Here is a 22,257-nt window from a genome sequence, read left to right as displayed (position 1 = left end):
ATCAAGCTCAATTACTCAGAAGGCGTAGCCGAGGCTAAGCGCGATATTGTTTATAGTGTGGTCATAGTCAACGCTATTGAGCGTGCCATCAAACGTCAGATTGGTGTACTCCAGCGCAACGCGGATATTGGTGCTCGCACGATACTCAGCACCTGCGCCATAGTAGAAGTCGATGCCGTCGTCACTGAGCTTGTAAACCTCGCCCGGGAGTGAACTGTCACTTTCCTCAACATCGTAGTTCCACCGTGAAGCGCCCGCGCGCCCGAACAACGAGAAGCCATTGCGGATCGGCAAACTCGCTTTCAAGCCAGCATTCACGGACGACGTTGTCACTTTCTCAGTGATGGTATCGCCGAACGGATCAATAAAGCTGTCTTCCATCTCTCCATAGTGAATATAGGAAAGTTCCGCCGCCACGTACTCGTTGAATGCATAGGCGGCTCTGAGCCCCAATGAGAGGCTGTTTCCGGAAACGGAGGTGACGTCTCCGATTTCGGTTTCCTGATCAGCATTTCCCAATAAAAAATCGACGGAGAAACCGGTTTCTGCTGAAACATTTGCTGAAAAGAAAAACAGCGCGCCTGCCGCGACAACATACTTTTTCATACTATTCCTTTAACAATCACTTTTAAAAACCGTGCTTACCCGCGCTGAAATAGCGTGGTTCATTGCGTTAGTGCTTACTCACTCCAACAGCATAATCACCGTCGATCTTGACCTGAGTATAGGCATTGTCGCCCTCTTGATAAGACCACAACTCGTTCCAGCCTTCGTTATCGCTGTCAGTCAAAACGAAATAGCGGTTGCCCAGAACAAAGCCCTTATCAACGGAGCTGCTGAATGTATGCTGTGGAGTGAAAACATCGGTTGCGCTGTTAAGGCTGGAGACCACATAGCCATCAGTATTGTTACCGGTCACCGCGATGATCTGGTCATCGTAAACATACAGGAATGCCGAATCCTCGGAGCTGTGAATCATCTTGGTAGTCGCTTCGGTACCCTGGGTCCGCCAAATATCGACGGTTGCGGCACCTTCTTTTCGTGCCACAAAAAACGCGGTGTTACCAACGCTGACGAGGCTGGATATAGAGGTAGAGCCGGGATACAGATCCTTGATCATCCGGGTGCCAGCCTGAGTGCCATCGCTGGCCCATATTTCAGTATTGCGATAGACAGTATCACTATTATCGTCGGCCGCATTATCGGCCCGGAAAACGAAATAATCTCCCACGCTGACAAGGTTGCGAATGTCTGCATTGCTGTCTGAATAGAGCGTCTCGTTGATATCCGCAAACACCTGTGTGCCCGCCGGGGTGCCATCGCTCTTGTAGAGAACATAACCTTTGCCACCGTCAATGTAGTCACCCGCGCTGGCCCGAAAGTAGAGACTGCCTTTAAAGGCCAGGGCAAAGTCGGCACTGAAACCATCTACCCAGGTCACATTGGAGTCAATCAATTGGTCGTTATCCGCCGTGCCGAGGCCAGCAAAGACTTTCGAGCCGGTCCCACTGGCGTGATCGTCAACATTCGAATAGAAGATGAGCTGACCGTTATACTCCAAGAACTGCCCTGGTGAAGCATGGTCAATGTTCGAGTTACGTGTGTTGACCACGAATTCAGGGCCGGTGCTTTCATCTACAAATTTCCAGAGTGCCGTTGCCTGATAGGCATTGCTCTGCCCCTGAAAGTAGAGCGCATTCTTGTAAATGATCCCCTTGTTGCCGACAAAACCAGCATAACCGCCAGAAAACAGATCCTTGATGATGTAGGTACCGTCACTTGTCCCGTCGGTACGCCAAAGCTCCCTGCCCTCGAGATTCGTTGTCGCGGTGAAATAGGTAATGCCACCCAGCTCGCCCTGTATGGCGCCTCCTCCATCGAATTCACGAACCAACTCTGCTGAACCGTCACTGCCGAAGTTATAGAGTCCCGGTTGCTTGGTGTTCAGGTTGGTCAGTATTTTGAATGCATAGACCGTCTGCTCAACCTCATCTTCTTCGGGGTTGTCACCACCCGACACCGAATCATCGTTATCCCCGCAGGCAGTCAACACCAGCAATGCCAAACACAAGAGCGCATATCGCACGAACAGGTTTGCTGAACCGTCTTTGTTTTTCATATCGTCCTCGTTATAAAACAACAGGGGGCTGCGGCATGCACAGCCTCTCCCAGCGCTTGTCAGGGCATTTGGATGCCAAAAGCTCATTCGCCCGGTAGAGACACCGGACACTCAGTTAATCGCAATGCGCAGGAGAGAAACGGAATAAACGACGGCGCACAGTACTCGGATGGCAAGGTACACATCTGGCTGCTACGCCTTGAAAATGCGGGCCTTTTCACGCCAAAAGATAGTCGCTTGCGGATACGCGGTCTGTAGGCAAATTGTTGCGGTTATGTCTGTTTTTATGACACAACTATGGAATAAAGTGATGGACACCCCCTGTCAGTCAGGCGTGCTCCACATCAAACGGACCATGATAACCAGCAATCGCTCGCGTATGATGGACGCCTCTTACGTGGTCGAATACCGATCCTTCCCGATATCAACCAAGGAGACTTCCATGATCTGGACTGTTTATTTATCTGGCGAAATCCATACCGATTGGCGTGAACAGATTCAGGCTGGAGCTGAAGCAGCGGGATTGCCGGTGGAATTCACCGCGCCTGTCACTGATCACGCAGCCAGTGACGCTGCAGGTGATGTGCTGGGCAAGCCGGACGTGCCTTTCTGGCGTGATCACCAGTCGTCAAAGGTCAACGGTATTCGTACCAAAACACTTTTGGAACAATGCGACCTGGCCGTCATCCGCTTTGGCGACAAGTACAAGCAATGGAATGCAGCCTTTGATGCGGGGTTTTGTGCCGCTATGGGCACCCCCTACATCACCCTCCACAATGACGACATTATCCACCCCCTGAAAGAAGTGGATGCATCCGCCATGGCCTGGGCGCAAACGCCGGAGCAAGTGGTTGAGGTGTTGAAGTACGTTATTACGGCGCGGTAAAACGCGAAATCGGGACGGGATGATCAGTGCGTCGAATTCATCCCGTCCCGGCTAACGTAAAAGCGTCTTGAATTGAACAAAGCAAAGGGCAGTTACGCCTGCCCTGATTTCGCTGCTGCGTAGGCCACCACGAAGGCCGCTTCCTGAAACATTTTGAGTCCGGTATCAGCAAAGTCGATAGGCAGCGGGTTGGCAGCCAGTGTCGATTTGATGAGCGCAGGCGGGTACAGGGAAACTTTCAAGTACTTGCCTGGAATCAACTGGATCGCGGCCTCCAGCTTGAAGCTGATAGCGCCTCCGGCAAATTTACCTTTGGGCATCCGCTCTTTTATCGCGACCTTTTTCACGCCGTATTCCGCCATCAGCTCCGCAAACGAGGTCTGAAAATCCCGCAGATCTTCACGGGTGTGATTCTTCTTTAGCGTTAGCTTGCGTACTTTGCTATCTGGGAGACTGAACTGCCCCTGGTCAAGATTGAGAAAGCAGACGACAGCATCGCTACCGGTCAATTCAACACCGCAAATAATCATAAAAAGCCCTTTCTAACCGCAACACTTCTTGAACTTGAGGCCACTGCCACAGCTGCAGGGATCATTACGCGATGGCACCTTACTCTGCGTCACCGGCGCGCCCTTGTTCAATATTGCCGTCAATTCACCGATGGATTCGACCGCCCCTTCACTCGTATCAAGCCTGATATCCGCATGCAGCTGCGCTTCGGCAACCAGCGCTTCGACTTCCTGCTTGCGCGCATCACTGGTAACGACAAGTGCTAGCGGGTATTTCCTGCTCCCACTCTTTTTTACAGCATCGGGCTGATAGCCACCGTAGGCCGTATGATGCTGACGGGCATCCTGCCTACCTTTGAAGAAAAATTTATCTGACATGCTGAAATCCTGATGAGGAGGGTGGCCCTCTTGAGCGCAATGGTTAACTCTTCATGAGCTCAGGGCGTTGGCGACATAATACGCTGAAGCGCGGTGCATTGCCGCAAATCAGTGCATCAAGCTCATTTGAGCTTCACCATAGTGTTTCGACAAAAAGATGCACCTGCAGTGCGTTTGCAACGCGGCCGAGGGGAAAGCGCATACTGTCTAACGATATTAGATTCAGCGGGCGCCAGCTCAGTACGTAAAGACACTCAGACGGCAACACCGCTAATTGGCAAAACCTCTTGCCCAAGCCAGACAGTGCTGAGGGAGGGACCTTCGGGCTGGATATCTGCACAGGTATCATACCGCATCACTTCACTGGCTCCGCACCGCACCATAAGACGACCTGACGAGGCGCCAGCACCCCAAAGCACGACAACGTTGGTTATGTCCCCTGAGGAGTCAGCCTGCGTTGACTCAATCTCTATTTTGGCTGTGTAGCCCCTGGCACTCAGCCATTGGAGCGCTGCTATCTCGGCACACTGCTCTACTGGCTTCAGCTCCGGATTACCCCGATAGCAGGGCAGATAGGGGCAATCGTGAGACTCTGCTTCGAGGAAGGGCAAAATGTCGTCTGGCGCAATGCGGCCGTACTTTCGGTTGGCAGGAAAAACAATAGCGCTGGTTGCGAGCCGACAACCACCAAGATGTGAGCTCTGCCAAACGTCAAAGCGGTAGCCATTGAGGTTCACCGCATGCTCCAAAGATTTGAACGTAGCATAGCCAAACCTGGCACAGCACTTGTCCTTTTTGCCGTGAGTGCAGCATAAAACGAGAGGGGCGCTCATCGGAATGGGGAGCCAGGGCTCAATCGATGCACTCGTATTCAGGGCTTTTAGAAATGCCGGCAGCTCGTTCCGGGTCAAATCCAGTTGCAGATTCTCTGGTATCAGAAAAACCCGATGCTGCTCGGGTGACTGTTGCTCACGATGAATGAGATTGACCCGGCGACCGGATTCAACAACAGCTTCAATGCCGTCAATAACGTCCGGGGCCATATCTTTGGCTCTACGCAGACTGCGCAGCCATTTCCCGCTCGGCCAGCTGATCAAAAGATTACGCTGTGCATGAGCACCGGTTCCGGCCAGTGGATCACCGACCTTCTCGCTCTCAACAGCACAAAACACTCGGTTAGGCATAAGCAACAAACTTCGTCATAAATTCTCTAATGCGAGCCACGCCTAAGACGCAACACAAGAGTTCAACGGCACTGGGGTGGGCGCTGTTCGCCGAGCTTTAGGTATACAAACAGGTCGACCGCTTTCCGGATCGATGAGTATATGGCTGTCCAGATCAAATACCTGTTTCAGATTGGCCGCTGTGAAGACTTGATCCGGCGACCCCAAATACTCAATTTTGCCCGCATTCAACATAACAATTGTATCGGCATAGGCCGCCGCGAGATTGAGGTCATGCAAAACAATCAGCAGTGTTCGGCCTTTGTCATGGGCCAGGCTTACCAGCAGCTCAAGCAGATCTACCTGCACTTTGAGATCAAGAAAGGTGGTGGGTTCATCCAGCAAGATCAGGTCAGTTTCCTGAGCCAGCACCATCGCTATCCAGCAGCGCTGACGCTGCCCCCCTGATAGCGCATCAACCGGGCGATCGGCAAATCCGGCAACATCAGCGATATCCATCGCCTCACTGACGGCAATTTCATCCCGCTTCGACCATTGTTTCCAGAGCGACTGATAGGGAAAACGACCAAGATTAACCAGTTCTCTGACGGTCAAACCTTCGGGTGCGGTAGAGCTTTGAGGGAGCATGCCCAAACGCTGGGCCACGGAGCGCGTGGATTGCCTGTGTATTGAGTGACCATCCAGTATGACGCCACCAGCCCTGGGCTCTATAGTACGGGCCAATGTTTTGAGCAAGGTGGATTTGCCACTACCATTCGGCCCCAAAAGGACCGTCACCTTACCGTCTTCTACCTGAAAATCCACGCTGCGAAGGATCAGGTTATCGTTGTAGGCAACATCCAGTCCTTGCCCTTCCAGGCGGCAGTTCATATCGGTTTTCCGGGGCGAAGCCATAGACGCTATCGAAATCAGTTAAACGGTGATGGTATTATTTATCATTCTCATTTTCAATTAAGCGGAAGTCCGACCAACACCCATGCCATCCCTTTTGTTGACACACGGTCGCCCACGCACCGCTTGGTCACTTGCATCGATAATCCACGTCATGTTTGTGATGACCCTGTTCACCGGTTTTTCTAGCGCGACTCATGGACAGCCATCCGAAGCCATGGATCAGACAAACACTGTGGACCACCCCAAACATAGCCAGATCGCACCCAAAAGGGTGGTCACACTGTTCCAGGGCGCAACCGATAACGCCGTGGCTTTGGGCCTGAAACCGGTAGGCGTCGTTGAGTCGTGGACAGAGCAGCCAATGTACCATTACTTGCGACCGTACCTTGAAGGTGTCCATTATCTGGGACTGGAAACTCAACCTGATCTGGAATCCATTGCCTGGTTAAACCCGGATCTCATTGTTGGAGAAAGGAGTCGCCACCAGCTCATATCCCCTCTGCTCTCCCGTATCGCCCACACCGTTATTGCGGATCAGCTTTACGACTTCAAAGCGCTACTCAAGCTCATGGGACAGGCAGCTGGCCGTGAGCACAAAGCAGATGAGCTGCTGGCGTGCTGGCAGGTTCGCGTTGAAGACTTCCGCATGAAGATGGCCTCCCGACTGGGGGAAAGATGGCCGCAGAAGGTGTCGGTAATCCGCTTCCGGGGCGCCAGCGCCCGCATCTACTACGGCGGATTTGCCCGCTCAGTTCTCGATGAACTGGGCTTCACCCGGCCAGAATCACAACGACAATCCGGTTGGGGGATTAATCTGACGAGCCAGGAAAGTATCCCCGCCATGGATGCGGAGGCCATCTTTGTATTTATGGTCGAATCCAACCCTTCCGTCATGGAAACCTACCGCACCTGGACCCGGCACCCTCTGTGGCAGCAACTTGAAGCCGCAAGGTCAAAGCAGATCTATAAAGTTGATCCGGTGACGTGGAACATGGGCGGTGGTTATTTGGCCGCCAACAACCTGCTGGACGAACTCTACGCTCACTATTCTCTTGAGCCGCTGAACCAGGCTCAGGAATGCTGCACATGCTGACGTCAACATCAGGCAAGCTTGCAGGTCTGGCGATAGCATTACTGCTGGTCGTGATGAGCTTCGCCGGCAGTCTCGCTTTTGGGCAGTTTGCAACATCGTTCTCTACACTGATGCGCGCGCTGTTAGCCTATGACCCCGCCTCCACCAGCCACCTCATTATTGTGACCGAAAGATTGCCACGCGCGATCGTGGCGGTATTGGTAGGCGCCAGCCTGGCCGTCTCCGGCGCGCTGATGCAGTCACTGACCCGGAACGCACTGGCATCTCCCGGCATATTGGGTATCAACGCAGGTGCCATGCTGTTCGTGGTGATCAGTGCAGCCTTCTTTACCGATAACGTACCGGCGTCACTTATTTGGGCGGCCTTTATGGGAGCGGCAACTGCAGGCAGCATTGTCTACTTCCTCGGACGGGAGCCAGGGGCCGGCAGCTCGCCGCTGCGCACAGTACTCGCAGGTGTTGCGGTATCAGCCCTGTTTGTCTCGTTCGCGCAAGGTTTACTGGTGGTCAATCAGGAGCGGTTCGGAAGTCTGGTTTTCTGGCTGGCCGGTTCTGTTTCCGGACGGGGGCTCGATATGCTCTGGCCAATGCTGCCGCTGTTCGCTGGCGCTTCTGTGATCTGTGTATTCCTCACCCGCCAACTCAATGTCCTGTCACTCGACGATGAAGTGGTTCGGGCGCTTGGTCAACGTACGGGACTCGTCAGGCTTACCGCCGGTCTCGTCGTGATAGTGCTGTCGGGTGCATCAGTCGCTCTCGCCGGAATGATTGGCTTTATCGGACTAATCGTGCCCCATATCACCCGTGGCGTATTTGGCCGGGACCACCGATGGTTACTCCCCGGATGCACGTTGCTTGGGGCCTCTCTTTTGCTGATTGCTGACACCGCCGCACGGTTTGTTATCCCTCCACAGGAAGTACCTGTAGGTGTTATGACTGCCCTGCTGGGAGCCCCGCTGTTCCTCTATCTGGCCAGCCGCAGGAGCCAGTCGTTATGAGCAACACCGTGATCGTGTTAAGAACCCGGAGTGAACGACTGACTCTTCGTTTATCACGGCATACCCTGTTTGTCGTAGCTGCACTCGGTACAGCCCTTCTTGGCAGCGCATTTGTTTCTCTGTGCCTTGGCAGTCATTCAACCTCGCCGGCAAACGTATTTCAGGCTCTGGTATCACCACATGAAAGTGACATTGCGCTGATCGTCCGCGAAATCCGGCTACCAAGGGTTTTGTTGGCTATTCTGGTTGGCGCCGCACTTGGCGTGGCCGGTCTAGTTTTGCAGGGACTGGTGCGCAATCCGCTTGCATCACCGGACGTCATCGGCATTACCAGTGGCGCATCGGCGGCCGCCGTGTTCCTGCTTACGATAGGCGGTGCCGCTCAAGGCAGCCCCTTAATACCCGTCGTTGCCATTGCCGGCGCCTTCGCGGTGGCGCTGACCATTCTGACGGTGGCATGGATAAAGCATGCCACTCCCGGGCAACTTATACTCGTGGGTATAGGCATCGCATCGGCTATGGGCGCGCTCATTACGCTAATGATCGTTACGAGCCCAGACACTACAGCGATGAATGCGTACCTCTGGCTAACCGGCAGCCTCTATGCTGCGCAATGGGGCGACGTACTGGGATTGCTGCCGTGGGTGGCAGTTTTTCTTCCGTTGGCGCTAAGCCGTGCACGCCATCTGGACATTATGGCTATGGGTGACGACATGGCCACCAGTCTTGGAAGCGCCCTGAATCTAAATCGGCTGGTTTTACTGTTAGCAGCGGTCGCACTTGCCGGTTCAGCTGTCGCGTTCGCCGGTGGCCTGAGCTTTATAGGACTTGTTGCCCCTCATATGGCCCGTAACCTGAGCCGGTCAGGATCTGCTGGATTAATACTTATAGCCGCTATGGTGGGCGCTCTGATGCTACTGCTTGCCGACATCATCGGTAGGATCGGGTTTGCCCCGAGAGATTTGCCTGCGGGTGTCTTTGTGGCCTGTATCGGCGCACCCTATTTTGTCTATCAATTGCATCGCCTGAGGCGTTGAGACTCCAAAACCGACGCGCCGCCGATCATGTAAGCTCGATCGGCGGCGCGTCCGGTTCTCAACTCCACTTAAAAATCGACAGCATACCCAAGCGTCACTGTTCGCCCTCTGCCTGTGAAGTAGTATTCATCACTTACCCGCGCAGCCTGTGAGTAATACGTGATGTAGTCTTTATCAGTCAGGTTCTCAATCCCCAGACTCACACGCCCTTTAGGCAACCGGTATGCCATGGATGCGTCCACCAGCGTGTAGCCATCGAACTCCAGTTCGGGATCATCAGTGCTGCGATCAAGGTAGTGGAACAGCTGCAAACGAGTGCTCAAACGACTTGTCCAGGCGCTGCTCCAGCCCGCCCGAATGGTATCTGGAGCAATATTAAGGCCCGTCAGATCAGTATCAACGGAACCGTCTCCATCGGTATCGGATTCACCTTCGGCATGGGTGTAACTCAGTGTCAGGTTGTGAGCGTCGCTCACTCGCGCTTCACCACTGATCTCAACGCCCTTGATCTCAGTTTTTTCACGGTTTCCTACCCAGACCCCGTTAACCTCACTCAACCGTTCACCAAGATCGGAGTATGACTCGTAATAGCTGATCTCCAGCTTGTATCGATCCCAATTGAACCGAGTGCCGATCTCACGGTTATCCGTCACGATGGGTTCGAGCGTGAGAAGCGTATCGACGTCCTGGCCCGGGGTGTCGATTCCGCGCAGGACCCGGCCGACGTCCGGCATACCGAAACCTTCAGAGTAGTTGCCGTAAACCTGCGCCCAGTCCGTTACGTCATATACCAGCCCGGCATTGAACAGGGTCTCCTCAAAATCCGGACTACCACCATTAACTGTCACGCCGTCTTGCGTAACATTGCTTCGATCAATCGTTTGATAGGTGTCGACGTTTAGCTTGGCATACTCATGACGCGCACCACCATGGAACGTCAGGTTATCGGTAATGGCCAGATCACCCTGAAGAAACAACGCCAGATTGCGAAATTGCGATTCAGGCACATAAGTGCGCCCGGTGTGGACCAGCACTTGTTCGGTTTCATCCTGAAGCACATCAAGGCCGGTTGTAAGAGTCAGGTGGTCATCGAACATACCATCCCTTACAAGCGTAAACTTGCCCCCGATCTTGTCTGACTTATTACGCGTCTGGTCATACTGCGTATCGTTATTGCCGTCCAAATAGGGAAAGAAAGGTGTTGTTGCAAACTGCGCGCGGAACGTCTGGCTGTATAGCTGGGCATCGAGTTGATTGCCATACCAGTCCCCATGGCTATACGACAGACGAGCAGTAGTGACTTCGTTGTATCCGGGATCGCCAACTGGCGTGCCTTTCTCCGCCGTCGTCGGAATACCTGCATCCCGGTCACCCACAACCGGGATGTAATCCCCGTTTCCTTCAAGCTCGAAGTGATTCACAAAGAACTCAACATTCTGTTCGTCATCAATCCAGTAGCCCAGCTTCGCCAATACGTCATAACTGGTCGAGTTTTGAATCTCACCCGGATAGGCAATCCCGACCAGCTCATCATTCCCGTCATAGTAGACACCGCGTTCCTGAATAGTGGCGCCGGCGAGATAATCCCACTTCCCCTTTTGTCCGCTGAGTCGATAGTTCGCCTTGTAGCCAAGGCCATCTGACTGAACGTCGTCGTCAGTTGTCATCTGAACTTCGGCATGCTGGTTCAATGTGTCGGTGCCAGGCCGCTTCGTGACGAAGTTGATGATCCCTCCAGTCGCGCCCAGACCATGCTCAGCACTGGCGCCGTAGATAACCTCAATTCGCTCAACCATGCTCAAATCAATTGTGTAACTGGAACGGGCACTGTCCCTTAGGGGATTCGACTGGGGTACGCCATCAATCAGGAACTGGGCGGTACGTCCGCGCAGCGTCTCGCCGGCGTTGGACATTTTTTGCCGACTGGGTGAGTACGAAGGGATCAGATTGCTCAGCACCTGGCCGGGATCGCTGGTGATCGCCAGTTGCTGTTCAATATCCTCGCGGGTGATGATCTTCACCTTCTGCGGTGTTTCACCCTCAACACTTTTATTTCGTGTGGCAGATACCACAATCGGTGCCAGATTGGTTGCAGAGGTGCCAGTTTCGGAAAAGGCGGTGGAGGGCAAAAATCCAGACATGAAGGGCGCTAACCAGAGAATTCGCAGCTTCGGTACAGCAGTCATCTTTATTCTGTTCCTTATCATTTAAGACGTGTGGCGCAACCCACAAAAGCATGGGACTGCAAACCGCATTCTAAATGATAATTGTTATTATTTATACCGGAGCCATAAATGGTTTTTAGCGGCCCCTCTGGTATCGGAGGACCAACGATTTTGGATACAACCTGATGAATAGCGAATCAAAGCGGTGGAGTGAGGCGCAAGAAAAATGAAATAACGGCGGAAACATATAATGTGGACAATATAACCGTCGCGATCTGACGATAGTCACGTCCACGATGCGCTTAGTCGGCGCTTCCCTTTATCTCTCGCTTCATCCCATACATAGCGGCATCGGCACTGCGTAACAGGCACTCGGCGTCAGTGCCGTCATCGGGATAAAGCGCGGTGCCAATGCTAAACACTGCCGAAAAGCTGTGCCCATTGAACTCTATAGGGGTGGCCATCACATCGCGAATTTTCTGTACTGTTGTGGCGACTGATTCCGGGTCGTTAATGCCTGTCAGCAGTATCGTAAATTCGTCGCCCCCCATCCGGGCCACGGTATCGGATGCCCGCGTGCACTGTTCAAGCCGACGCGAGACCTCACACAATATGCGATCACCTGCCTCGTGACCGCAGGTATCGTTTATTCGCTTGAAACCATTGAGATCCAGATACAGAAGCGCCACCTGCCCCTCGTCTCGCTGAGCCACGCGGAGCGCTGTTTCCAACCGGTCGTAGAATAACGGGCGATTGGTTAGCCCGGTGAGCGCATCATGATGAGCAATAAACCGCAGGTCTTCTTCTGCCTTTTTACGTTCGATGACTGTTGAAATCTGGGTCGCCACAAAATCCAGCAGGTCCCGATCCTCTTCAGTGTAATGCTCAGCTGCCGACTGGCTCTCGATAACCACCGCGCCCAGGCAACGACCGCCCGACACCAGAGGTACGCCCAACCAGTTAGCCTCTTCAGGTCGTTGCACCACTGCTCCACCCTGACCGGGGCGCAACACATCACGAGTGGCCAGCAAAGACCGGCCCGATCCGATCACTTCAGCAATCGCTGTGCCTGCCTGCAGCGGCCCTTCCATCCATGCAAACACCCGGTCTTTTGGGGCGTAAGGATACGACAGCGCGTCATTGGCAAAGTCGTAGAACGTCACATAAAGATCATCTGTCGACAGCAGTTCACCGACGACCTGGTGAACTTCCTGACACAGTGACCGCAGGCTTTCAGTCACATGCGCTGCCTGAGAAATACGGTACAGAGCGTCCCGCATTTGATCCGCCTGCCGCAGCTTTGTCACATCCCGCGCCACTGCGATACGGACTTTGTTTTCCGCTGACCAGCGGGCCGACCACAAGACATGGACGATCTTGCCTTCTTTGTGCAGATAACGGTTTTCGAAATCGATATGGGAGTTGCCGCTCATAACTGCCTTGGCAGCCTCCAGCGTGCGCTCCAGATCTTCTGGATAAACAAGGTCCATCAACTGGGTGCCAACTAACTCTTCCGGAGTGTAGCCCAGCATGCCCTCGCACGCGTCACTGATAAAAGCGACGTTCCCGGCCTCATCCACAACGACGATAAGATCGAGAACAAGGTTCAATAGTTTGGGAAATAGTGCTTCAAGATCGACAGGCATACGTCAGTTTTACCCGTAAAGTGCTTCGGAGTCGGCCTGCTTTCCTACACTGCGCAGAAGAGCCTGTATTAAAAACTTTAGCAGAAAGTCTACGCAGGAAGCCGAACAGATTTCTTTAGACATCCCGATCCATGCCTACAAGGTTAGTGTGGCAGCGAGCAAAGCCCGCCCGGAACGTTCAATACCCAGTCACGAATGGCGAGAATCGTTGGATCCAGCTGCCGGTTTTCCGGATAAACCAGATAAAACGGCTTACCTTCAAGCTCTGGACCGAAAGGCTGTACCAGCCGCCCTTCTGCCAACTCATCCTCAATCAACTGTCGGCTCATTAACGCCACGCCCTGACCACCAATAGCAGCGGAGATGGCGTGGGTCTCATCGGAGAAGATGAGTCCGGCACTCACATCCAGCCCCGGCACCTGCGCCTGCTTTTGCCAGCCGGTCCAATCCACGGGCGACACCGACGCTACCTGGGGGCGGAAGTGAATCAGTGAGTGTTTCGGCAGGTCTGCCACATTGTGCAGCTCCAGGTGAGGGCTGCAGGCTGGAACGAACGTGTTATCAAACAGTTTCTCTGCCACCACCCCCGGCCAGCTCCCATCGCCATAGCGAATCGCAAGATCTGCCGTCACCCCATCCAGTGCCGCCACCTCATGAGAAGCATGGAAGCGCAGGTCAATGCCCGGATGCGAGTCCCTCAACATACACACCCAGGAAAGCAACCACCGAACGGCGACTGCTGGTGTCGTGGAGAGCGTAACTGACTGGCGCGTTGGCGTCGTTTTCAAGCGATCAACAACGTTGCTGATGTTATCGAACGACATTTCCAGCACTTGTTGCAACTCTCGCCCCTGAGGCGTCAATTCAAGCTGGCGTGGTTTGCGCACAAACAGCGACACTCCCAACGCCTCTTCCAGACTCCGGATCTGGTGACTGATGGCGGTGGCGGTCACAGAAAGCTCTTGCGCAGCGTGTTTGGCGCTCTCATGGCGGGCAGCAGCTTCGAAAGCCCGCAGGGCAGACAAAGAAGGTAAGCGACGAGCACTCATAACTGAAATTGTCTCATCTATAAGTGAAAGAAATGATCATTTGCCGCTCAATTAAGCGCGGCGATAAGCTGAGTTTGCTGTCAATTACAGATGAATTCAACTCATATATTAAGGAGAGATAAGATGCCTCATATCCTGCAAATCGATGCCAGCGCACGCCCGGGCTTTGCCGGTACAGATGAACACGGGTCCCACAGCCGCAAACTTACCCATCTATTCGTTAGCGAGTGGCAAAAACGGCATCCAAAAGATACCCTTACCAAACGGGATGTGGGCTTAAATCCACCATCGTTCATTACCCGGGACTGGATTCAATCCGCATTCACATCTTCGGAAAATCAGGAACCCTGGATGACGAAGATCCTGGCCGAAAGCGACCAATTGATTGACGAACTCATCGTCGCGGACATTCTGGTGATTGGCGCGCCGCTGTATAACTTCGGCATGCCCGCAGCGCTAAAAGCCTGGGTCGACCTGGTGGTGCGCATGGGCCGTACAGTGGACTACGATCCCACCACACCGGAGGCTCCTTTCACTCCGCTGCTTGCAGACCGGCCGCGCCACGCGATTATCCTTTCCTCCCGGGGAGGAGCTGGTTTTGGCCCGGGCCAGGCATTGGCCCACATGAATCACCTTGAACCCGGCTTGACGACTGTGCTCGAATTTATCGGCATCACCAATGTCCATCAGATTGCCGTGGAAGATCAGGAAGCAGGAGGTGAGCTACTCGCCGCATCCGTCGCGGATGCGGAACGTCAGGTGGGAGAGCTGGTGACAGCGCTACAAGCAGCCTTTCAGGTCGCGCCCGAACCCGAGATGGCGTGCTGAGATTTCGGCAAGCAACGACGCTCTTCCTGTCCCACCGATATTGGCGGCAACGCAACCGTATGTTCGTTGCCGCACAGGACTGGGCTGAAGAGCAGACAATACGAAATCGCCGGCCACCAGACCCGACGTGTTTATGCCGCCCGCGCAGAACCGTCACCGGCCTGAACCGATTGCTCGAAATCCTTGGCCGACAACTGCCACTCTTCGCCCTCATAATAAGCTCGCACTCGCGGGTTCATCACTCGAAACCAAAGTGGTGGAATGAGCGCCAGCACATACATACCGGCGTATCCCGTCGGCAACTGAGGTGCACCATCGTAATGACGCAACACCTGATAACGCCGGCTCGGGAAGGCGTGGTGATCCGAATGCCGCTGCAAGTGAAACAGCCCCATATTGGTGACCAGATAGTTGCTGTTCCAGGAGTGTGCTGGCGTGGTGCGTTCGTACCGTCCGTTCGCGAGTTTGCGGCGGTGTAAACCGTAGTGCTCCACGTAGTTGATAATCTCCAGCGTGGTGAAGCTCATCCAACTAACGCCCAGATAAAAAGCCAGCCCGGCCCAACCAAACATTTCGAAGGCCGTCAAAGCAAATCCAACACTCACGGCATTCCACCAGATCAGTTCATTACGCCAGTGCAGGGCCGGCAGGCCCAGACGGGACAGGCGCACGGCTTCCAGCTTCCAGGCATTGCGCACGTTGTGGAGATAAGCCCGTGGCAAAAAGTGGTAAAGGCTCTGCCCGTAACGGGACGACGAGGCATCTTCCGGCGTGGAGACCGTGACATGATGACCTCGCACATGCTCTACCTTGAAACCGGCGTAGCAAACCGAGGCGTATAACAAACCTCCGGCCGACCGCTCAAGTCGACTGCGGCGATGAATCAGTTCATGCCCGACATTGATCGAGAGGATGGCACTGACAATACCGCAAGAGAGGATCCAGCCGACCTGCCCTGCCAGTGAAAACTGAGCCGTATTGGCAAACACCCAGGCGCCAAACGCAAGCACGGCGAGTTGCGCCGGGACCGCCATCAGCGTCAGGAATGCATACCAGCGCTGCCCCGACAGCAGCTTCACCTCGGATTCGGACGGGTTAGATGCATCGGTTCCGACCAGGTGATCAACAATCGGCAAAATGCCGAAAATTACAAACAGCGGCCACCAGGCATACAGGTCCCAGTGCCCCGAAGACTGCATGCTCTGCCAGGCGTTGTATGGCAGCAAAGCCACTGCAAACACCAGCAGGAACAGCGCCTTTTTCAAAGTAATCATGACTCGCGAAGGCAGCCTGGAAAACATACATCACCTCTGTCAGTAAATGTCGTTTTTGACAGGCCCACTTTGAGCGAATGCGTTAGGGCCTGCAGGTTGCCAATTGACAGATTGCTGTCATTTTCAGACACTGATTCAAACAAACAAAACAATAAAGGCCCGGCGATGGACACCCCGCAAGTGCAGGCCTCAACGGCTGCGCGCTACATCCACAGCCTGTGCAAATTGCTCGCCCAAGCCGGCGACCCCGTTGATCATCTGCTCGACGGCACCGGGCTGAGCACTGAAGCACTTCAGAGCCCGGGTCGGTATGTTCATCATGATGCCCTTGACCGGTTCCTGCTGAATGTGGAGCAACAAACCCGTGAAAAACTGCCGGGTGTCCTGCTGGGCCATCATCTTAATATCAGCGCGCACGGTGCCGCCGGTTATGCGGGCCTGACCACTGCCAATGCAGGCAAAGCCATAGAAGTCGCCATTCGCTACTTCCCGCTTATCACCTCACTGGTAACACTGGACCTCAATCGCACCGGGAGTTGCGCCCAACTCCAGATCATCCCGGCACCCGGCATCTCGTCACGCACTGAACAATTTATACTGCATACCTTGCTGGCCAGCTTCGACGTAATGGGGCGTTTTCTGATGGGTGATCTGAAGCTGGAAGCGGCCCTGACATGCTCTGAGCAGAAAGAGCTGAGAGCGCGCCTCAGCCCGGCCATCCATGACATTGTGTTCGATCAGCCAGATGCCTTTTTTTCGATCCCCGAAACACAGCTCGAGGTGCCATTTGCGCTTGCAGACCAGAGCGCTCACGAGCGGGCCATCGAACAGTGCGAGCGAGAGCTCAAGTCGCTTAACAACCAGAGAAGTCTGGCAGGACGATTGCTCGAACTGCTAACCCAAGACTCTGCCCCGATGCGTAATCAGGAGGCCATCGCCGCTCAGCTCGGCATGTCATCTCGCACATTGCACCGACGACTGCAAAATGAGAGCGCCAGTTTTCGCGACCTGGTGCAAACCGCACGCATGACGCGAGCCAAACACTATCTGGTGAATGACCGGTTTAGCGTGACTGAAACGGCCTATCGGCTGGATTACCAGGATTCGGCCAATTTCACCCGGGCCTTTCGAAAAGCAACGGGGATGACGCCTTCGGAGTATCTGCGTCAACAGAACGCCTGACATCGCAACGGCTTGATCTGATATTGTCCAACCCGCCAGTTCACGGCAATGCAAAATCATGGCGTTTACGGAAAGCTGCCCGCCAGTCACCATTGTTATCAACAGGAATCGACCTTCATGCCTCATGTTGCCCCGACATCCCGAGCGCCTTCGGTCGCACTGACATTGCTCGGTCTGATGCTCGTTGCACTGAACCTGCGACCCGCGTTAACCAGCGTTTCGCCAGTGCTCTCCCAAATCGGCGACAGCCTGTCATTGTCATCCTCCGGGCAAGGTATTCTGACGACCTTGCCCGTGCTGTTTCTGGGGCTGCTTGCACCCGTAGCGCCTTTGGCGGCAAGACGTCTTGGCGTGGACAGAACCGTACTGGCGGCCGTGATCGTGCTTGCGCTGGCTCTGCTTGTGCGCCCGTATGCCGGCATCACAGGTTTGTTCATCGGCACGGTTATCGCCGGTGGCTGTATCGGCGTGATGGGGGTCTTGCTGCCGGGTATTGTCAAACGCGATTTCTCCCGCTCGGCCAGCCTGCTAACCGGTGTTTACACCGCCGTACTCTGCCTGGGAGCCTCCGCCGCTGCCGGCGCGACCGAGCCAATGCGCATCGCCTTTGGCAATGACTGGCAGGCCGCATTGGCGATATGGATGGTGCCGGCGGTGATCGCCGCAGTCATCTGGTGGTGTCAACTCGATGGCAAGCACGTGCCCAAAACCCACATCAAACCCGAACGGTCACTGTTCCGCGATCGCCTGGCCTGGCAGGTCACGCTCTATATGGGGTTACAGTCATCCCTCGCCTACTCGGTTTTTGGCTGGCTGCCAACGATTTTACAGGACCGAGGATTGTCACCCGTCGACGCCGGACTGGGGCTTTCCGTGTCCATACTGACCCAGATTTCAACTGCCATTGCTTTCCCCTGGATCAGCAGCCACATGCGAGATCAACGTGCGATGTTGGCGCTTGCCGTTATATTGACCGTCAGCGGTATAGCCGGTTGTATTTATGCCCCCATCAGCGGCGTGTGGTTCTGGGCCGTTATATTGGGGCTCGGCCAGGGCGGCACTTTCAGCATGGCGCTTACCTTACTGGCAGTCAGGGCCCGCGATGCGGATATGGCCGCACGTTTATCCGGCATGGCGCAGGGCGTCGGTTACACCATGGCCGCAATCGGCCCATTGGCGCTGGGCTTGCTGCACGATGCATTCGACGACTGGCAGGTCGCCGGCATATTTTTGGGGGCTATTGGCATAGCGGCACTGGGGTTTGGAATAGCTGCAGGGCGGGATCGGTATGTTGGGGAGTCGGCGGAGAGCTGCTAGTTACGTTGGCTGCAGGGCTGGAAGGCCCCCCGCAAAATAGGGGCCGAATGAATCCTGATAGAGAATAGATCCCACTAATCGGTGACGGCATGAGCTTCAGGTAAGCATAGATACCTTCAGCCACATGCCCGTGGCGTTCATTTTTGCTTTCGAAACCTCAGACCCAACGCGAGCAGCGGGAGAAGCAATACGAACCAATCCATTCCACCAATCCCACCTTTCCTTCCTGAGCGGTTGCTTGCTGTATCGGAAAGAACCGCCGCTTCCAGAACCGCAATTTCAGCTTCAGCTGAGTCCAGTAATGCCTCGAGCTCATCCATAAGTCTGCTTTGTTCCTGAAACAGACCAATATCCAACTGCGACTTGGTGAGCACATCGGAGTCAGCAATTGCAGCCGCCACATGAACCAGGCGACGGCGTAGTTCGGCGCTTCCAAGACTCACTTGACCATCCGCAAATTCTGCCCCGGCCCCCAAGGCAACGCCGCTTCCAGTAGTGCCACCAAGCACAACACTGTCTACCTGCAAGAACTGCCGGACTGGCAAGCAGTTCTGTAAATTGTTTTCTATAGGCGACCCTTCGGGAATGGTTCCCACAACAGTATTGGGAGCAGCTGGGCAGTCGTAGTCCGGGGCTGTGCCATCACTTAATACCGTGTAGCTGTTAATGCTTTGCTGATTGATATAGAAAGCATTTAATCCGCCATTCGCAGATTGATTAGCCTCCATTCGCCACGACTGACCGACTCCACCGTCAAAGTACCCATTGGGCAATACTTTACGCACGGTTGCACCAGCAGCGGCCGAGGTGTCATACCAGCGAATACGCAAATTATTTTCTTTGAGCTTCAGCGCTCCCGAAGAGAAAACTTCACCGCTAACACAATCAACGCCTACACAAAGATTGCCTTGCACGATCAGGTCATCGGTTTTCACCTGATCGGCGTAAGAAGGCAGTGATACCAAGGTACATAGCGCAAATACGCCAAACTGAAAAATTCTCATTAGCTGGATTCCTGACTGAACGGCTGAAATCAATTGGCTTGGGTCGCAACGGCCTCAAGGCGCGTTACGAGATCCGATAGCCGAGTTTCCAGTCCGGAAAGGCGAGTATCCAGCGCCTCCACATCACCTGAAACGGAAGTTGTAGCGGTCGTCTTAAATGCATTGAACTGGGCCAAACTCACCGCATCACTATCATCGACCCCATCAGCTACGTGAGTCACCCTGCGCTCGCTGCCCAAATCACCCACAGAAACCGCTTCGGCAACGATTGCAGCGCCGGCCCCCAAAGCAACATCCCCGTCTGCGGAGATCACCAAAGCGTCGAGGTTGTGGGTCAGGTTTTTGATGAAGAAAGTCGTAGGTGTTGCGGAACCACCATCAGTAATACCAACGCTCCAGTCGTCACCCGGGAAGCTTGCGGAGCCACTGGTGTCTTGAAATTCAATTTGAGGCGTCGGTGATTGAAGACGCAGGGTATCAAAATCGAATTCGATATCCGCGACGCAACCCTCACCCGCACAGAGGCTCGCCTGCACGATCAGATCGTCCGCAATCGTTTCATCTGCAGTTGTAATAACGGGAAAAGACAGTAAGACGGCAGAGGCAAAAATATAACACTTTTGCATTTAATTATTCCTTATCCATTTAATGAGAGCTTGTAACCGGTGCCGTCCGACTCAATAATAATGAGCCTTTCCGCGCTTTAAACTGGAACGAGTATGCAGCCCACTTATATCAGGAAGCTAATAAATACTTGTTATTTTGCGTGTCGAAATATATCCAAGACCACAAACAGTAAATGAGTTTGCATATATTGGCTGGGGAGCCATTTCAGGGCACGGCAGCTCTTTAAGTTTTCACTCAGGTCAGCAATTGGGTGCTGGCAGCAGAGCCCGATATGCCGAAAAAACAGAACAGAATCGGTATGGGGAGGGGAGATAAGTCGCGGTTTTACTTACGTCATTCATCATCCCCCGAACGCCTGGCCGGGGGATGACGAGCAAGTATCAATCGAAGTGGTTAGCGGAGATACCGCGAGAAGAACCATACTGTTGCCAAACAGCCATAGCCTCGCCATTAGCACCAACAGCCAATCTCGGATTCTCGCCTGATTCGCTGTCCGATTGAATCAGGATATCAGAGCCCCAGCTTGCGCTGGCGGAAGCATAGCGATTTGCGTGAATGGTAGTGTTACCCGAACCATCTTCCTCACTCCACACTGCTAACGCGTTACCATTCGCATCCATGGCTACTTGCGGAAGAAAGGCATCAACACTGCTGGTTTCAATTTCAACGGCACCACTCCAACTGTCATCAGCGATGGTATAACGTTTCGCGAAAACGCTCACGACCGTTGGAGCATTCGCCTGGAACCATACCACCAGGGCATTCCCACTGGGATCAATAGCCACATCCGGGTTGTCGGCAAAAAAATCAGCCTCATCTAGCAAGATCTCGCCGCTCCACATTTCCTTAGCTGCGGAGTAGCGATTGGCATAGACGCGATTCACAGAGTTGAATCTCTGACCCCACACCACCAAAATGTTTCCGCTTGCATCGATGGCCGCTTGCCCCTCGTAGACACTCGTACTTAGGTTTTCGAGCGACACGGGCGTTCCCCAGCTCTTAGTAGCTACCGTATAGCGGTTCGCATAGAGATCACCACTCTCACTCCACACAGCGACAGCATCGCCATTCGCAGCAACAGCCAAATCCGACGGATCATCTATTGTCTAGGCCTCGGGTTTAATGCCGGAGGCGGTCACGATGACAGACGTTCGATTGACTGGAGGGTGTCGAGCGATTAAAGCAGCAACGGGCTTGCGCCTTACAGCCTACTGAACAGCGTAAGCCGACTCGGATATGTTGTACTTGCTCAGGAGCGCCTGACGCTGATCGCGCGTTTGTTCTAATGCTGACTGGAAGCGCTGGATCAAGGCGTCGGGGGTCTCTTTATGAAAAGCGATGAAGTTTCCTTCTGAACTGACCCTTACCACCACGTGAAAGTCACCGGTTGAGTATTGCTCCCTTTCAACAACCTGCTGAAACCCTGAGAGCGACATCAATATCAAATCCACGCGCTTCCGAGAGAGCATTTCCAGCAACTGCTTTCTTGTCGTCACCGAACTGATATGCGCCTCGGGATGTTTTGATGCCAACAATTCCTGGTGGGTGACATCATTTATTACCACGGCCACATCCAAATCAGAGGCATCGGCCAGTGATGTGATCGTCCTGTCAAAATCACGCCGCGCGATGAGCACGTGATGGGCAACAAAAATCGGCCCGATCCATTTGAACAGTGATTTCCGCTCCGGCGTGCGAGACATGGTGAAAAGCACGGATCCCGGTTGCTGGAGCACCTCACGATAGCCCCTCGCCCAAGGCACTATGTTGATACGCTGCTCTGCCACGCCCATCTGCTTCCACATCAGACGCAGGCTATCCACCGTCAGCCCCGTCACTTCCCCGTTTTCGAGATAGTTTGCCGGCGCATAATCTTCAGCATAATAAGTCAGACTTTCCGGCGTCCAGGCGTTAACAGGCTCCTCGCCCCGGGCGTCAACAGCCCTAGCCATAACTAACACCATCACGGAAACAAGCAATACAGGGAAAGACGACAGTGTCATAACGCGACCACATCATGTTTACGGAAACTACGTACAAGGGCAGTTTAGCAGCTTGCATTTTAAC

The 22,257-nt window shown here is 54.1% G+C and carries 21 protein-coding genes; 7 read left to right on the top strand and 14 right to left on the bottom strand.

Annotation, left to right across the window (positions count from 1 at the left end):
* Nucleotides 1-15 precede the first annotated feature (15 nt).
* Entirely contained in the window at nucleotides 16-606 is a 591-nt protein-coding gene (locus tag ACUN9X_RS07040; RefSeq protein ID WP_260036310.1) for an outer membrane beta-barrel protein, read from the bottom strand.
* Nucleotides 607-673: 67 nt separating this feature from the next.
* The gene (locus ACUN9X_RS07035) at nucleotides 674-2,119 is read right to left on the bottom strand and encodes a hypothetical protein (protein ID WP_260036312.1); all 1,446 of its coding nucleotides are present in this window, start codon (nucleotides 2,117-2,119) and stop codon (nucleotides 674-676) included.
* A 442-nt stretch (nucleotides 2,120-2,561) separates the two neighbouring features.
* Here ACUN9X_RS07035 and ACUN9X_RS07030 point away from each other — a divergent pair, with 442 nt between their 5' ends.
* Complete coding sequence (locus ACUN9X_RS07030; RefSeq protein WP_260036313.1) at nucleotides 2,562-3,005, top strand: YtoQ family protein; 444 nt, start codon at nucleotides 2,562-2,564, stop codon at nucleotides 3,003-3,005.
* Nucleotides 3,006-3,097: 92 nt separating this feature from the next.
* Here the strand turns inward: ACUN9X_RS07030 and ACUN9X_RS07025 are convergent, their stop codons facing one another.
* The 4 genes from ACUN9X_RS07025 to ACUN9X_RS07010 form a co-directional block, all read right to left on the bottom strand.
* Nucleotides 3,098-3,535: a DUF3010 family protein gene (locus ACUN9X_RS07025; protein WP_260036315.1), complete on the bottom strand. Its 438-nt coding sequence runs from the start codon at nucleotides 3,533-3,535 to the stop codon at nucleotides 3,098-3,100.
* Between the two features lie 12 nt (nucleotides 3,536-3,547).
* Nucleotides 3,548-3,892, bottom strand: coding sequence for a PBPRA1643 family SWIM/SEC-C metal-binding motif protein (locus ACUN9X_RS07020; protein WP_445472619.1), 345 nt, complete (start codon nucleotides 3,890-3,892; stop codon nucleotides 3,548-3,550).
* 254 nt (nucleotides 3,893-4,146) lie between these two features.
* Nucleotides 4,147-5,076 (bottom strand): sucrase ferredoxin, encoded by a 930-nt coding sequence (locus ACUN9X_RS07015; protein ID WP_445472618.1) that lies wholly within the window; start codon nucleotides 5,074-5,076, stop codon nucleotides 4,147-4,149.
* 42 nt (nucleotides 5,077-5,118) lie between these two features.
* Nucleotides 5,119-5,946 carry an ABC transporter ATP-binding protein gene (locus ACUN9X_RS07010; RefSeq protein WP_445472617.1) on the bottom strand — a complete coding sequence of 276 codons (828 nt, stop codon included), beginning with the start codon at nucleotides 5,944-5,946 and terminating at the stop codon, nucleotides 5,119-5,121.
* Nucleotides 5,947-6,184: 238 nt separating this feature from the next.
* On the opposite strand from ACUN9X_RS07010, the gene ACUN9X_RS07005 reads away from it, so the two are divergent.
* Genes ACUN9X_RS07005 through ACUN9X_RS06995 form a run of 3 tightly spaced genes read left to right on the top strand, consistent with a single transcriptional unit; the run spans nucleotide 6,185 to nucleotide 9,098 of the window.
* On the top strand, nucleotides 6,185-7,063 hold the full coding sequence (locus ACUN9X_RS07005) for an ABC transporter substrate-binding protein (protein ID WP_445472616.1): 879 nt from the start codon (nucleotides 6,185-6,187) through the stop codon (nucleotides 7,061-7,063).
* Nucleotides 7,057-8,061 carry a FecCD family ABC transporter permease gene (locus ACUN9X_RS07000; RefSeq protein ID WP_260036324.1) on the top strand — a complete coding sequence of 335 codons (1,005 nt, stop codon included), beginning with the start codon at nucleotides 7,057-7,059 and terminating at the stop codon, nucleotides 8,059-8,061. Before ACUN9X_RS07005 ends, ACUN9X_RS07000 begins: the two co-directional genes overlap by 7 nt.
* Nucleotides 8,058-9,098: a FecCD family ABC transporter permease gene (locus tag ACUN9X_RS06995; protein WP_445472615.1), complete on the top strand. Its 1,041-nt coding sequence runs from the start codon at nucleotides 8,058-8,060 to the stop codon at nucleotides 9,096-9,098. Before ACUN9X_RS07000 ends, ACUN9X_RS06995 begins: the two co-directional genes overlap by 4 nt.
* 68 nt (nucleotides 9,099-9,166) lie before the next feature.
* On the opposite strand, the gene ACUN9X_RS06990 is transcribed toward ACUN9X_RS06995, so the two are convergent.
* The 3 genes from ACUN9X_RS06990 to ACUN9X_RS06980 form a co-directional block, all read right to left on the bottom strand.
* Nucleotides 9,167-11,284 (bottom strand): TonB-dependent receptor, encoded by a 2,118-nt coding sequence (locus ACUN9X_RS06990; RefSeq protein WP_445472614.1) that lies wholly within the window; start codon nucleotides 11,282-11,284, stop codon nucleotides 9,167-9,169.
* Nucleotides 11,285-11,565: 281 nt separating this feature from the next.
* Nucleotides 11,566-12,909 carry a diguanylate cyclase domain-containing protein gene (locus tag ACUN9X_RS06985; protein ID WP_445472613.1) on the bottom strand — a complete coding sequence of 448 codons (1,344 nt, stop codon included), beginning with the start codon at nucleotides 12,907-12,909 and terminating at the stop codon, nucleotides 11,566-11,568.
* 143 nt (nucleotides 12,910-13,052) lie between these two features.
* Nucleotides 13,053-13,958, bottom strand: coding sequence for a LysR substrate-binding domain-containing protein (locus tag ACUN9X_RS06980; protein ID WP_260036331.1), 906 nt, complete (start codon nucleotides 13,956-13,958; stop codon nucleotides 13,053-13,055).
* A 123-nt stretch (nucleotides 13,959-14,081) separates the two neighbouring features.
* On the opposite strand from ACUN9X_RS06980, the gene ACUN9X_RS06975 reads away from it, so the two are divergent.
* Nucleotides 14,082-14,786 (top strand): FMN-dependent NADH-azoreductase, encoded by a 705-nt coding sequence (locus ACUN9X_RS06975; protein ID WP_260036332.1) that lies wholly within the window; start codon nucleotides 14,082-14,084, stop codon nucleotides 14,784-14,786.
* Between the two features lie 131 nt (nucleotides 14,787-14,917).
* On the opposite strand, the gene ACUN9X_RS06970 is transcribed toward ACUN9X_RS06975, so the two are convergent.
* A complete protein-coding gene (locus ACUN9X_RS06970) occupies nucleotides 14,918-16,087 on the bottom strand; it encodes an alkane 1-monooxygenase (RefSeq protein ID WP_445472612.1) in 1,170 nt (389 codons plus the stop codon).
* Between the two features lie 138 nt (nucleotides 16,088-16,225).
* Between ACUN9X_RS06970 and ACUN9X_RS06965 the strand changes: the two genes are divergently transcribed.
* Nucleotides 16,226-17,242, top strand: coding sequence for an AraC family transcriptional regulator ligand-binding domain-containing protein (locus ACUN9X_RS06965; protein WP_445472611.1), 1,017 nt, complete (start codon nucleotides 16,226-16,228; stop codon nucleotides 17,240-17,242).
* 117 nt (nucleotides 17,243-17,359) lie between these two features.
* Nucleotides 17,360-18,559 carry a CynX/NimT family MFS transporter gene (locus tag ACUN9X_RS06960; RefSeq protein WP_260036337.1) on the top strand — a complete coding sequence of 400 codons (1,200 nt, stop codon included), beginning with the start codon at nucleotides 17,360-17,362 and terminating at the stop codon, nucleotides 18,557-18,559.
* Between the two features lie 137 nt (nucleotides 18,560-18,696).
* On the opposite strand, the gene ACUN9X_RS06955 is transcribed toward ACUN9X_RS06960, so the two are convergent.
* The 4 genes from ACUN9X_RS06955 to ACUN9X_RS06940 all read right to left on the bottom strand — a co-directional run bounded on the left by ACUN9X_RS06955 (nucleotide 18,697) and on the right by ACUN9X_RS06940 (nucleotide 22,193).
* Nucleotides 18,697-19,563, bottom strand: a complete 867-nt coding sequence (locus tag ACUN9X_RS06955; protein WP_260036339.1) for a hypothetical protein — start codon at nucleotides 19,561-19,563, stop codon at nucleotides 18,697-18,699.
* 29 nt (nucleotides 19,564-19,592) lie between these two features.
* Entirely contained in the window at nucleotides 19,593-20,189 is a 597-nt protein-coding gene (locus ACUN9X_RS06950) for a hypothetical protein (RefSeq protein WP_260036341.1), read from the bottom strand.
* 381 nt (nucleotides 20,190-20,570) lie between these two features.
* Nucleotides 20,571-21,275, bottom strand: coding sequence for a hypothetical protein (locus tag ACUN9X_RS06945; RefSeq protein WP_445472610.1), 705 nt, complete (start codon nucleotides 21,273-21,275; stop codon nucleotides 20,571-20,573).
* A gap of 123 nt (nucleotides 21,276-21,398) precedes the next feature.
* Nucleotides 21,399-22,193 carry a substrate-binding periplasmic protein gene (locus tag ACUN9X_RS06940; RefSeq protein ID WP_445472609.1) on the bottom strand — a complete coding sequence of 265 codons (795 nt, stop codon included), beginning with the start codon at nucleotides 22,191-22,193 and terminating at the stop codon, nucleotides 21,399-21,401.
* Nucleotides 22,194-22,257 lie beyond the last annotated feature (64 nt).

This window comes from Marinobacter sp. V032 (assembly GCF_052645435.1).
This window is presented reverse-complemented; position numbering and strand designations above follow the sequence as displayed.

What these genes read in the sequence shown, in the direction of transcription:
- ACUN9X_RS07040 (WP_260036310.1), bottom strand. Translation starts at nt 606, where the DNA reads ATGAAAAAGTATGTTGTCGCGGCAGGCGCGCTGTTTTTCTTTTCAGCA.
- ACUN9X_RS07035 (WP_260036312.1), bottom strand. Translation starts at nt 2,119, where the DNA reads ATGAAAAACAAAGACGGTTCAGCAAACCTGTTCGTGCGATATGCGCTC.
- ACUN9X_RS07030 (WP_260036313.1), top strand. Translation starts at nt 2,562, where the DNA reads ATGATCTGGACTGTTTATTTATCTGGCGAAATCCATACCGATTGGCGT.
- ACUN9X_RS07025 (WP_260036315.1), bottom strand. Translation starts at nt 3,535, where the DNA reads ATGATTATTTGCGGTGTTGAATTGACCGGTAGCGATGCTGTCGTCTGC.
- ACUN9X_RS07020 (WP_445472619.1), bottom strand. Translation starts at nt 3,892, where the DNA reads ATGTCAGATAAATTTTTCTTCAAAGGTAGGCAGGATGCCCGTCAGCAT.
- ACUN9X_RS07015 (WP_445472618.1), bottom strand. Translation starts at nt 5,076, where the DNA reads ATGCCTAACCGAGTGTTTTGTGCTGTTGAGAGCGAGAAGGTCGGTGAT.
- ACUN9X_RS07010 (WP_445472617.1), bottom strand. Translation starts at nt 5,946, where the DNA reads ATGAACTGCCGCCTGGAAGGGCAAGGACTGGATGTTGCCTACAACGAT.
- ACUN9X_RS07005 (WP_445472616.1), top strand. Translation starts at nt 6,185, where the DNA reads ATGGATCAGACAAACACTGTGGACCACCCCAAACATAGCCAGATCGCA.
- ACUN9X_RS07000 (WP_260036324.1), top strand. Translation starts at nt 7,057, where the DNA reads ATGCTGACGTCAACATCAGGCAAGCTTGCAGGTCTGGCGATAGCATTA.
- ACUN9X_RS06995 (WP_445472615.1), top strand. Translation starts at nt 8,058, where the DNA reads ATGAGCAACACCGTGATCGTGTTAAGAACCCGGAGTGAACGACTGACT.
- ACUN9X_RS06990 (WP_445472614.1), bottom strand. Translation starts at nt 11,284, where the DNA reads ATGACTGCTGTACCGAAGCTGCGAATTCTCTGGTTAGCGCCCTTCATG.
- ACUN9X_RS06985 (WP_445472613.1), bottom strand. Translation starts at nt 12,909, where the DNA reads ATGCCTGTCGATCTTGAAGCACTATTTCCCAAACTATTGAACCTTGTT.
- ACUN9X_RS06980 (WP_260036331.1), bottom strand. Translation starts at nt 13,958, where the DNA reads ATGAGTGCTCGTCGCTTACCTTCTTTGTCTGCCCTGCGGGCTTTCGAA.
- ACUN9X_RS06975 (WP_260036332.1), top strand. Translation starts at nt 14,082, where the DNA reads ATGCCTCATATCCTGCAAATCGATGCCAGCGCACGCCCGGGCTTTGCC.
- ACUN9X_RS06970 (WP_445472612.1), bottom strand. Translation starts at nt 16,087, where the DNA reads ATGTTTTCCAGGCTGCCTTCGCGAGTCATGATTACTTTGAAAAAGGCG.
- ACUN9X_RS06965 (WP_445472611.1), top strand. Translation starts at nt 16,226, where the DNA reads ATGGACACCCCGCAAGTGCAGGCCTCAACGGCTGCGCGCTACATCCAC.
- ACUN9X_RS06960 (WP_260036337.1), top strand. Translation starts at nt 17,360, where the DNA reads ATGCCTCATGTTGCCCCGACATCCCGAGCGCCTTCGGTCGCACTGACA.
- ACUN9X_RS06955 (WP_260036339.1), bottom strand. Translation starts at nt 19,563, where the DNA reads ATGAGAATTTTTCAGTTTGGCGTATTTGCGCTATGTACCTTGGTATCA.
- ACUN9X_RS06950 (WP_260036341.1), bottom strand. Translation starts at nt 20,189, where the DNA reads ATGCAAAAGTGTTATATTTTTGCCTCTGCCGTCTTACTGTCTTTTCCC.
- ACUN9X_RS06940 (WP_445472609.1), bottom strand. Translation starts at nt 22,193, where the DNA reads ATGACACTGTCGTCTTTCCCTGTATTGCTTGTTTCCGTGATGGTGTTA.